The 11,393-nt window shown below is 60.2% G+C and carries 10 protein-coding genes; 4 read left to right on the top strand and 6 right to left on the bottom strand.

Annotated elements, in window-relative coordinates; translation table 11 throughout:
• Nucleotides 1–47: 47 nt before the first annotated feature.
• The 6 genes from fba to tkt all read right to left on the bottom strand — a co-directional run bounded on the left by fba (nt 48) and on the right by tkt (nt 6,442).
• Entirely contained in the window at nt 48–1,112 is a 1,065-nt protein-coding gene (gene fba / locus NTD87_RS24695) for a class II fructose-bisphosphate aldolase (RefSeq protein WP_262116805.1), read from the bottom strand.
• Nucleotides 1,113–1,373: 261 nt separating this feature from the next.
• A complete protein-coding gene (locus tag NTD87_RS24690) occupies nt 1,374–1,706 on the bottom strand; it encodes an MliC family protein (protein WP_262116804.1) in 333 nt (110 codons plus the stop codon).
• A 58-nt stretch (nt 1,707–1,764) separates the two neighbouring features.
• Nucleotides 1,765–1,986, bottom strand: a complete 222-nt coding sequence (locus tag NTD87_RS24685) for a hypothetical protein (RefSeq protein WP_262116803.1) — start codon at nt 1,984–1,986, stop codon at nt 1,765–1,767.
• Nucleotides 1,987–2,020: 34 nt separating this feature from the next.
• Nucleotides 2,021–3,184 carry a phosphoglycerate kinase gene (locus NTD87_RS24680; RefSeq protein ID WP_262116802.1) on the bottom strand — a complete coding sequence of 388 codons (1,164 nt, stop codon included), beginning with the start codon at nt 3,182–3,184 and terminating at the stop codon, nt 2,021–2,023.
• A gap of 17 nt (nt 3,185–3,201) precedes the next feature.
• Entirely contained in the window at nt 3,202–4,293 is a 1,092-nt protein-coding gene (gene epd, locus NTD87_RS24675; RefSeq protein ID WP_262116801.1) for an erythrose-4-phosphate dehydrogenase, read from the bottom strand.
• Between the two features lie 151 nt (nt 4,294–4,444).
• Nucleotides 4,445–6,442 carry a transketolase gene (gene tkt, locus NTD87_RS24670; RefSeq protein WP_262116800.1) on the bottom strand — a complete coding sequence of 666 codons (1,998 nt, stop codon included), beginning with the start codon at nt 6,440–6,442 and terminating at the stop codon, nt 4,445–4,447.
• 273 nt (nt 6,443–6,715) lie between these two features.
• Between tkt and NTD87_RS24665 the strand changes: the two genes are divergently transcribed.
• From NTD87_RS24665 to NTD87_RS24650, 4 genes are all read left to right on the top strand, one after another.
• Nucleotides 6,716–7,711 (top strand): ArsR/SmtB family transcription factor, encoded by a 996-nt coding sequence (locus NTD87_RS24665; protein WP_262116799.1) that lies wholly within the window; start codon nt 6,716–6,718, stop codon nt 7,709–7,711.
• Between the two features lie 19 nt (nt 7,712–7,730).
• On the top strand, nt 7,731–8,921 hold the full coding sequence (gene metK, locus NTD87_RS24660) for a methionine adenosyltransferase (RefSeq protein WP_262116798.1): 1,191 nt from the start codon (nt 7,731–7,733) through the stop codon (nt 8,919–8,921).
• 158 nt (nt 8,922–9,079) lie between these two features.
• The gene (gene ligB / locus NTD87_RS24655) at nt 9,080–10,762 is read left to right on the top strand and encodes an NAD-dependent DNA ligase LigB (protein WP_262116797.1); all 1,683 of its coding nucleotides are present in this window, start codon (nt 9,080–9,082) and stop codon (nt 10,760–10,762) included.
• A gap of 96 nt (nt 10,763–10,858) precedes the next feature.
• On the top strand, nt 10,859–11,254 hold the full coding sequence (locus NTD87_RS24650; RefSeq protein WP_262116796.1) for a DUF1090 domain-containing protein: 396 nt from the start codon (nt 10,859–10,861) through the stop codon (nt 11,252–11,254).
• The last annotated feature ends 139 nt before the right edge of the window (nt 11,255–11,393 follow it).

Below are 11,393 nucleotides of genomic sequence, written 5' to 3'. Positions count from 1 at the left end.
CCCGCCTCTCGGCGGGTTTTTCGTTAGTGCGATTAAACGTTCAGGTCTTAGTTAACCTTGGCGTTCAACTCACCCTTCAGATAACGCTGGAACATTGCTTCCAACGAAACAGGCTTGATCTTCGAAGCATTACCCGCCGTACCAAACTGCTCATAACGAGCGATGCACACATCACGCATGGCCGTCACGGTGGCGCCGAAGAATTTACGTGGGTCGAATTCGCTCGGATTGGTGGCCATCAGGCGACGCATCGCACCGGTGGACGCCAGGCGCAGGTCGGTGTCGATGTTGACCTTGCGCACGCCGTGCTTGATGCCTTCGACGATTTCTTCAACCGGTACGCCGTAGGTTTCTTTGATGTCGCCGCCGTACTGGTTGATGATCGCCAGCCACTCTTGCGGAACCGAAGACGAACCGTGCATCACCAGGTGGGTGTTCGGGATGCGTTTGTGGATTTCTTTGATGCGGTCGATGGCCAGCACGTCGCCAGTCGGTGGCTTGGTGAACTTGTAAGCGCCGTGGCTGGTGCCGATGGCGATGGCCAGGGCGTCGACCTGCGTGCGTTTGACGAAGTCAGCGGCTTCTTCCGGGTCGGTCAGCATTTGGCTGTGATCAAGCACGCCTTCTGCACCGATACCGTCTTCTTCACCGGCCATGCCGGTTTCCAGCGAACCCAGGCAGCCCAACTCGCCTTCTACCGATACGCCGCAGGCGTGAGCCATAGCCACGGTTTGTTGGGTAACACGGACGTTGTAGTCGTAGTCGGTCGGGGTCTTGCCGTCTTCGCCCAGGGAGCCGTCCATCATCACCGAGCTGAAGCCCAGCTGGATGGAGCGCTGGCAGACGTCAGGGCTGGTGCCGTGGTCCTGGTGCATGCACACCGGAATGTGCGGGAATTCTTCGATCGCCGCCAGGATCAGGTGACGCAGGAATGGCGCGCCAGCGTATTTACGGGCGCCGGCCGAAGCCTGGACGATCACCGGGGAGTCAGTCTTGTCAGCGGCTTCCATGATGGCGCGCATCTGCTCAAGGTTGTTGACGTTGAAGGCTGGAACGCCGTAGCCGAACTCGGCTGCGTGGTCCAGCATCTGGCGCATGCTGATAAGTGCCATTGTGTGTGTCTCTCCCGGTTGAGGGTCGTTAATCGTGCAAGCCTGCCGTAGCGGCGGCTGCTATTCAAGTTATTGCAGATCGGGGGTAAGGCCGGTCTGCGAATTCGGTGGTGCAAGTTCTAAAAAACAACACTGAAACCCTGTGGGAGCGAGCCTGCTCGCGAAAGCGGTGGGTCAGTCAACGCTGATGTTGAATGGACTGCCGTCATCGCGAGCAGGCTCGCTCCCACATGTAGATCTCGGTGAGTCAGCTCAATCGTGTTACTTGGCTTTACAGCCCCGGCCAATCAAATCGTTGGTGGCGACCCAGTACACCAGGCCTTCCTCACCTTTTATGTGAAACGCCAGTTTGTCATCGCTGTACAGCGAACCGCTGCCTGCGGGATCCAGCTTCAAGCGGTGAACCTGATCGTCGCTCAGCCGTACATCAACGGTGTTGCGCGTGGTGTCGGTGTAGCGCCAGTGCACTTGCGCCTGGCTGTCACAGACCCAGCTCGTCCAGTTATCGGACGCGGCGGGCGATGACGCGAACGGGTTCATAGTGGCGCAACCGGCAAGCACTGCCAGCGATGCCACGGCTATCAAGCCTTTCATCTGTGTTCCTCGGCTGGCGACACACGCCACCAGCGCTGGGGTTTGTGAGTCAGACCGGTCAAGGGCAACCATGTTCCTTGGCCGGGGTCCGTGTCTCGTATTTATCCAGGCCATCCGGCCCGGAGCGCTTGTTGATCACCGGGTTGGTTTCCGCTTGCCAGTCGGCCTGGTAACAGCCTTTGTCTGACGCGCCGGCTTCCGGTTCCGGCGCAGCTGTGGGGTGACTCCCACAGCCGGCCAGCACACCCGCTGCGATCAATGTCGCTAACGTCTTGACCATGTCAACACTCCTTTGCCTGGCCAATGGATGGCCCTTAGGCCTTTGCCCGGCTTTCCAGGACTTCAACGGCGGGCAGCACTTTGCCTTCGACGAATTCGAGAAACGCGCCACCACCGGTAGAAATGTAGGAGATCTTCTCGGCAACGCCATATTTGTCGATGGCTGCCAGGGTGTCGCCGCCGCCCGCGATGGAGAACGCCGAGCTGTCTGCGATGGCCTGGGCCAGGACTTTGGTGCCGTTACCGAACTGGTCGAACTCGAATACGCCGACCGGGCCGTTCCACAGAATGGTTTTCGACGACTTCAGCAGTTCAGCGAAATGCGCTGCGGTCTGTGGGCCGATGTCCAGGATCATGTCGTCGGCAGCCACGTCAGCGATCAGCTTGACGGTGGCAGCGGCGCTTTCAGCGAATTCCTTGGCAACCACCACGTCAACCGGCAATGGCACGCTGACTTTGGCGGCGATGGCGCGGGCGGTGTCCAGCAGGTCTGGCTCGTACAGCGATTTGCCAACCGGGTGACCGGCAGCGGCCAGGAAGGTGTTGGCGATGCCGCCACCGACGATCAGTTGGTCGCAGATCTGGCTCAGGCTGTTCAGCACGTCGAGTTTGGTCGAGACCTTGGAACCTGCAACGATGGCCGCCATTGGCTGGGCCGGAGCCCCCAGGGCTTTGCCCAGTGCATCCAGTTCGGCAGCCAGCAGCGGGCCAGCCGCCGCGACTTTGGCGAATTTGGCCACGCCATGGGTCGAACCCTCGGCACGGTGAGCGGTGCCGAAGGCGTCCATCACGAACACGTCGCACAGGGCGGCGTATTGCTGGGCCAGTTCGTCAGCGTTCTTTTTCTCGCCTTTGTTGAAGCGCACGTTCTCGAACAGCACGATGTCGCCCGCTTTCACGTCAACACCGCCCAGGTAGTCGGACACCAGCGGCACTTCACGACCCAGAGCCTTGCTCAGGTAGTCGGCGACTGGCTTGAGGCTGTTCTCGGCCGAGAATTCACCTTCGGTCGGACGGCCAAGGTGCGAGCAGACCATCACGGCCGCGCCTTTTTCCAGGGCCAGCTTGATGGTCGGCAGCGAGGCCAGGATTCGCGCATCGCTGGTGACAACACCGTCCTTGACTGGGACGTTGAGGTCTTCGCGGATCAATACGCGCTTACCTTGCAGATCGAGGTCGGTCATCTTCAACACGGTCATGGGTCGCATTTCCTGGGTTACTGTTCTTTAGAGATAGAGAGTTGAGAAGTAGAAAGCTGAGAGACAGGTGAAATCGCTGTTTGCAGATAGTGTTCTGCAACATCCAGCATTCGGTTGGCAAAACCCCATTCGTTGTCGAACCAGGCCAGCACGTTCACCAGCCTTGGGCCGGAAACACGGGTCTGACTGGCATCGACGATCGCCGAGTGTGGGTCATGGTTGAAATCACAACTGGCGTGAGGCAATTCGGTGTAAGCCAGCAGGCCTTTGAGCGGGCCGCTGGTGGCCGCTTCGCGCAGGATCCGGTTGACCTCGGCAGCGTCGGTGTCGGTGACGGTTTGCATCGTGATGTCGAGGCACGACACGTTGACCGTCGGCACGCGCACGGCTTTGGCCTGAATTCGTCCGGCCAGTTCCGGTAGCAGGCGTTCGATGCCGCGCGCCAGACCGGTGGACACCGGGATCACCGACTGAAACGCCGAACGGGTGCGGCGCAGGTCTTCGTGATGATAAGCGTCGATCACTGGCTGGTCGTTCATTGCCGAGTGAATGGTGGTGATCGACACGTAATCCAGACCAAAGGCCTGATCCAGCAGACGCAACAGCGGCACGCCGCAGTTGGTGGTGCAGGACGCGTTGGACACCAGCAGTTCATCGCCGGTCAGGCAATCCTGATTGACGCCGTAGACGATGGTGGCGTCGACATCCGCTTCGCTGGCCATCGGCTGGGAAAACAGCACGCGCGGTGCGCCGGCGTCGAGGAAACGCTGGCCATCTGCGCGGGTGTGATACGCGCCGGAGCACTCCAGCACCAGATCGACGCCCAGCGACGCCCAATCGATGCCTTCGGGGGAGGCACTGCGCAGGACCTTCACGCAGTTGCCATTAATATGCAGACAATCGCCATCGACCTTCACCTCACCGGGAAAACGCCCGTGGGTGGAGTCGAAGCGTGTCAGGTATTCGACGCTGGCCATGTCGGCCAAATCGTTGATCGCGACAATTTCAAACCCGGCCGCCGCCCCTCGCTCGAACAAAGCACGCAAGACGCAACGACCAATCCGGCCGTAGCCGTTGAGTGCAACTTTGTAAGGACGCGGTTGAGGCATGGGGTTCTCGATTACCGTGGTGATTCAGGTACTGCAACATTGCCCGAACCACCGCTATCGCGAGCAGGCTCGCTCCCACAGGGTCGGTGAAGATCCTTGTGGGAGCGAGCCTGCTCGCGATGACGTCAGATCAGACGACACATTTTCTGGATCAGTCTTCCAGCAGTTCTTCAGCCTGACCCAGGATGTTTTCCAGGGTGAAGCCGAACTCTTCGAACAAGGCAGGCGCAGGCGCCGACTCGCCGTAGGTGGTCATGCCGATGACGCGGCCTTCCAGGCCCACGTACTTGTACCAGTAGTCGCCGTGAGCAGCCTCGATGGCGATACGGGCGCTGACCTGCAACGGCAGGACCGCTTGCTTGTAGCCGGCATCCTGAGCATCGAACACGCTGGTGCAAGGCATGGAAACCACGCGCACCTTGTGGCCCTGTTCCGTCAGTTTGTCGTAGGCCTGAACGGCCAGACCGACTTCCGAACCGGTCGAGATCAGGATCAACTCAGGCTCACCTGCGCAATCCTTGAGCACGTAACCACCACGGTTGATCAGTTCGATCTGCACCGCGTCACGGGTTTGGTGCTGCAGGTTCTGACGCGAGAAGATCAGTGCCGAAGGACCGTCTTTACGCTCCAGGGCGCACTTCCAGGCCACGGCCGACTCAACGGCATCGGCTGGACGCCAGGTGTCGAGGTTCGGCGTGCAACGCAGGCTGGCCAGTTGCTCGATTGGCTGGTGAGTCGGGCCGTCTTCGCCCAGACCGATGGAGTCGTGGGTGTAGACGTGGATCACCCGCTGCTTCATCAGGGCGGACATGCGCACGGCGTTGCGGGCGTATTCCATGAACATCAGGAAGGTCGCGCCGTAAGGCACCAGGCCGCCGTGCAGGGCAACGCCGTTCATGATGGCGGTCATGCCGAACTCGCGAACGCCGTAGTACATGTAGTTGCCGCTGGCGTCTTCAGCGCTGACACCTTTGCAACCTTTCCACAGGGTCAGGTTGGAGCCGGCCAGGTCAGCCGAACCACCCAGCAGTTCCGGCAGCAGCGGGCCAAACGCGTTCAGGGCGTTCTGGCTGGCTTTACGGCTGGCGATGGTTTCGCCTTTGGCCGCGACTTCAGCGATGTAGGCCGAGGCTTTTTCCGAGAAGTCTTCCGGCAGATCACCGCTCAGACGACGAACCAGCTCGTTGGCCAGTTCAGGGAATTCGGCGGAGTAGGCAGCGAAACGCTGGTCCCATTCGGCTTCGGCGGCGCGGCCGGCTTCCTTGGCGTCCCACTCGGCGTAGATGTCGGCCGGGATTTCGAACGGGCCGTGGTTCCACTTCAGCGCAGCACGGGTCAAAGCGACTTCCGCGTCACCCAGGGCAGCGCCGTGGCAGTCTTCCTTGCCTTGCTTGTTCGGCGAGCCGAAGCCGATGATGGTTTTGCAGCAGATCAGCGTTGGTTGCTCGCTTTTGCGTGCAGTGTCGATCGCGGTTTTGATCTCTTCCGGGTCGTGACCGTCGACGTTGCGGATCACTTGCCAGTTGTAGGCTTCGAAACGCTTAGGGGTGTCATCGGTGAACCAGCCTTCGACTTCGCCGTCGATGGAGATGCCGTTGTCATCGTAGAAGGCGATCAGTTTGCCCAGGCCCAGCGTACCGGCCAGGGAGCTGACTTCGTGCGAAATGCCTTCCATCATGCAGCCATCACCCAGGAACACGTAGGTGTGGTGGTCGACAACGTTATGGCCAGGACGGTTGAACTGCGCCGCCAGGACTTTTTCTGCCAAGGCAAAACCCACAGCGTTGGCCAGGCCCTGACCCAGCGGGCCAGTGGTGGTTTCAACACCCGGGGTGTAGCCGAGTTCCGGGTGGCCCGGGGTGCGACTGTGCAGTTGACGGAAGCTTTTCAGGTCATCGATCGACAGGTCGTAGCCGGTCAGGTGCAGCAGCGAGTAAATCAACATCGAGCCGTGACCATTGGACAGGATGAACCGGTCGCGGTCGGCAAAGGATGGATTGCTCGGGTTGTGCTTGAGGTAGTCACGCCAAAGCACTTCGGCGATATCCGCCATACCCATAGGGGCACCGGGATGGCCGCTGTTGGCTTTTTGCACGGCATCCATGCTGAGGGCACGAATGGCGTTGGCACGCTCACGACGGCTGGGCATCGCTGTTCTCCTGCGGGAATTGAATCGAGAGTGAATAAAACGAAACGGAAAAAAGGCGAGCATTTTCCCTCAGCGGACAGCCTCGGGGCAATGACAGATAGTCGATCCGAAGTGTTTTTCCTGTGGATAAATGCGGATTCGTCGGGTGAAACCTTTCCGCGCTTCGTTTGTAGAGTGAAGCGCAGCCCTGGAAGTGCCATTTATCGAGCAATATCAAAACTTTTTGATATTGGCCTTGCGGTGGTTTCGGTGCATCACTAGACTGCTGGCCTTATGAATTTACGCGTGCCTTCCATTCGCCATGACGATTGCGATGAGCTGGCGGCCCTGTGCAAGGCCGGCGGCGATCCATTGCGGCTGAACGTTTTGCGCGCTCTGGCCAACGATTCGTTCGGCGTACTGGAGCTGGCGCAGATCTTCGCCACTGGCCAATCGGGCATGAGTCACCACTTGAAGGTGCTGGCCCAGGCCGATCTGGTAGCGACCCGTCGCGAAGGCAACGCGATTTTTTACCGTCGCGCACTGCCCCACACCGAACAACTGGGGGGCAAGCTGCACGCCGCACTGCTCGAAGAAGTGGACAACCTGAGCTTGCCAAGTGATGTGCAAGCGCGAATCAGCCAGGTCCACGGGCAACGAGCCGCTGCCAGCCAGGATTTTTTCTCACGGGTTGCGGAAAAGTTTCGCGCCCAGCAAGACTTGATCGCCAGTCTCGCGCAGTACCGCGAAAGCGTGCTGGCGCTGCTCGACAAGTTGAGTTTCAACGAAGACGCCACAGCGATTGAAGTCGGCCCCGGCGACGGCAGTTTTCTGCCGGAGCTGGCGCGCCGTTTCACTCGGGTCACGGCGCTCGACAACAGCCCGGCGATGCTCGAACTGGCGCGTCAGGTCTGCGAACGTGAAAAGCTGGCTAACGTCAGCCTGCAATTGGCCGATGCATTGAATGGCGTGAGCCTGACGGCCGATTGCGTTGTACTGAACATGGTGTTGCACCATTTCGCCGCGCCAGCCGATGCGCTCAAGCACATGGCTGGTTTGCTGCAACCAGGCGGTAGCCTGTTAGTGACAGAGTTATGTAGCCACAACCAAAGTTGGGCCAGGGAGGCCTGCGGTGATCTTTGGTTGGGGTTTGAACAGGACGATTTGGCCCGTTGGGCCACCGCTGCGGGACTCGTTCCCGGGGAAAGCCTCTATGTAGGCTTACGTAATGGTTTCCAGATCCAGGTCCGCCATTTTCAGCGACCGGCTGGCGACACTCACCATCGGTAAATTGTAGGAAAACATCGAGATGAGCGAATACTCCCTTTTCACCTCCGAGTCCGTGTCTGAAGGGCATCCGGACAAAATCGCCGACCAGATTTCTGATGCGGTGCTGGACGCCATCATTGCTGAAGACAAGTTCGCCCGTGTGGCGTGCGAGACTCTGGTGAAAACGGGCGTGGCGATCATCGCCGGCGAAGTCACCACCTCGGCCTGGGTCGACCTGGAAGACATCGTCCGTAATGTGATCCTCGACATCGGCTACAACAGCTCGAATGTCGGCTTCGACGGCGCGACCTGCGGCGTGATGAACATCATCGGCAAGCAGTCGGTAGACATCGCCCAGGGCGTTGACCGCAGCAAGCCAGAAGATCAGGGCGCCGGCGACCAGGGCCTGATGTTCGGCTACGCCAGCAACGAAACCGACGTGCTGATGCCAGCACCGATCACCTTCTCGCACCAGCTGGTTCAGCGTCAGGCTGAAGCCCGCAAATCCGGCCTGCTGCCATGGCTGCGCCCGGACGCCAAGTCGCAAGTCACTTGCCGCTATGAAAACGGCAAGGTTGTGGCTATCGACGCGATCGTGCTGTCGACCCAGCACAACCCGGAAGTGTCTTACAAAGACCTGCGCGAAGGCGTGATGGAACTGATCGTCAAGCACGTGCTGCCAGCCGAGCTGCTGACCAAGGACACCCAGTTCCACATCAACCCGACCGGCAACTTCATCATCGGTGGCCCGGTTGGCGACTGCGGCCTGACCGGTCGCAAGATCATCGTTGACAGCTACGGCGGCATGGCCCGTCACGGCGGTGGCGCGTTCTCCGGTAAAGATCCATCGAAGGTTGACCGTTCCGCGGCTTACGCTGGTCGTTATGTCGCCAAGAACATCGTCGCTGCCGGCCTGGCCGAGCGCTGCGAGATTCAGGTTTCCTACGCCATCGGCGTCGCCCAGCCGACTTCGATTTCGTTGAACACCTTCGGCACCGGCAAGATCAGCGATGACAAAATCGTCAAACTGGTCCGCGAAGTGTTCGACCTGCGTCCATACGCGATCACTACCATGCTCGACCTGCTGCACCCGATGTACCAGGAAACCGCAGCCTACGGCCACTTCGGTCGCACGCCGCAAACCAAGACTGTGGGTGACGATACCTTCACCACCTTCACTTGGGAAAAAACCGACCGCGCCGATTCTCTGCGCGCTGCTGCCGGTCTGTAAGACTTTCCTGGCTGCACAAAAAGCCCCGCACGGTTCGCCGTGCGGGGCTTTTTCATGGGCGCGGATCGGGGCTAGACACACCCTGAAAACTACCCACGCCCGCAGGCTTCGCACCTGATCTAGCCTTCAAGCATCCCCCTCGAGCAAGGATGCTCATGATGCTGCCCACGCTTCGTTCGTTGATCGGCTTTTGGCTGATCGTTGCTTGTCAGACCGTTAACGCGAACACCTGCCCCGACTGGCCACCCATCCGGGTTCAAACCGAAATAGCTGCACTACAACAGCAAATCGATCATTGGGACGACAGCTATCACCGACAGGGACGCTCGCTGGTTAGCGACGAACTCTATGACCAATCCCGCGCCCGCCTCGCTTCCTGGCAAGCATGCTTTGACCTGACCACGACACCTGAACATCCACTGCGCACCGCCCGTGGCACGGTTGCCCATCCGATCCCCCATACGGGCCTCGAAAAACTCACCGATAGTCACGCCGTCGAAACCTGGCTCAAGTCGCGCAGCGAGGTGTGGGCCCAGCCCAAAGTCGATGGTGTGGCGGTCACGCTGATTTACCGCGAGGGCCAGCTCCAGCAAGCGATCAGCCGCGGGGACGGCCTCTACGGTCAAGACTGGACCACCTCGGTGCGCAAGGTCGCCGCGATTCCCCAGCAACTGCCACAACCGCTGGACCTGCTGTTGCAAGGTGAGCTCTATTGGCGCCTGCCGGATCATGTGCAAGCCAAACGTGGCAGCCTGAATGCCCGCAGCACCGTGGCCGGGTTGATGGCCCGTAAAGAGCTGAGCCCGGAGGACGCCAACGGGATAGGGTTGTTCGTCTGGGACTGGCCGCAAGGTCCGGCCAGTTTGCCGGCGCGCCTGGCCTTTCTGAAGGCATCAGGCTTCCCCGACAGTGAGCCCTACAGCCAGCCCATCAGCGCGTTTGCCGATGCCGAGCGTTGGCGCGATCACTGGTACCGCACGCCCCTGCCGTTTGCCAGCGACGGCATTGTCCTGCGTCAGAGCCAGCGCCCGGCGGCTGAACGCTGGCAGGCTAAAACGCCTTCCTGGAGCATGGCCTGGAAATACCCTTTCGCCCAGGCGTTGGCCGAAGTACGCAAGGTCAATTTCAAAATCGGTCGTACCGGGCGCATTACCCCGGTATTGGAACTGGCTCCGGTCATGCTGGATGACCGGCAGATCAAACGCGTGAGCGTCAGTTCGCTGCAGCGCTGGCAGACCCTGGATATCCGACCCGGCGATCAGGTCGCCATCAGCCTTGCGGGACTGACCATCCCACGGCTCGACAGTGTCGTGTTACGCAGCGCCCAGCGGCCCGACATAACCGCGCCCCGCGCAGAAGACTTTCATCACCTCAGTTGCTGGCAACCGACACCGGGCTGCGAAAGCCAGTTTCTCGCACGGCTGACCTGGCTCAGCGGCAAACAAGGACTGGCGCTGCAGCATATAGGCCCCGGAACCTGGGAAAAACTGATCAGCGCCGGGCGTCTCAAGGGGCTGCTCGATTGGTTGACCCTCGATGCCCAAGAGCTTGCTAACATTGACGGCTTCGGCGAGCGCAGCAGTGGCCGCCTGCTGAACAGCCTGCAAAGCGCCCGGCAACAGCCCTTTTCACGCTGGCTGAAGGCGTTGGGCTTGCCACCCACGGGTGAGGCCCGACTTGCAGACTCATGGCAATTACTGGCGCAACGAGACACTGAGCAATGGCAGACCGAAGCCGGAATCGGCCCGGGGCGCGCTGCGCAATTGAGCGCATTTTTCCGCGACCCGCAGGTGCTGGCCTTGAGCGAACAATTACGCGCTGCCGGAATAGACGGTTTCTGAATGATCAAAGAGCCGGCAGTTTTGAACCCAATGGGTATCGATGCGCTCCAACAGCCCATCGGCTCGCCGACCTGATGTTTTTTAAACGGAGCCTTTATGAAGTTTCTTTCACCGCTCGCCGTGTTGATCCTTTGCGGCGTCATGGCCGCACCGCTGATGGCGGCCGAAGAAACCCCGGAACTCACCGGATGCGCCGCCAAGCGCCAGTCCATCAGCACTCAGATCGAACAGGCCAGGGCCCATGGCAATGCCGATCAGCAAGCTGGCCTGGAAACAGCCCTGAGCGAAGTCACCGACCACTGCACCGACGCCGCCCTGAAGAAAGAGCGCGAGAACAAGGTGCTCGACGCCAAGCGCGAAGTCAGCCGTCGTCAGGCCGACCTCGACAAGGCCATGAAAAAGGGTGACGCCGACAAGATCAACAATCGCAAAGACAAACTCGCCGAGTCCCGTAAGGAATTGCAGCAAGCGCTGGATGAGTTGGATAAGTAACAAGGGGCGAGATGAGTTCACTGAGCACAGTGCTTTTGTGGCGAGGGAGCTTGCTCCCGCTCGGACGCGTAGCGTTCGCAGTCCGGCTGACGCGATTTCCCGGGATAATCGCGATAGCCGATTTTGGGGCGGCTTCGCC

The organism is Pseudomonas sp. 6D_7.1_Bac1 (assembly GCF_025465945.1).
Classification (GTDB): Bacteria; Pseudomonadota; Gammaproteobacteria; order Pseudomonadales; family Pseudomonadaceae; genus Aquipseudomonas.
This window is presented reverse-complemented; position numbering and strand designations above follow the sequence as displayed.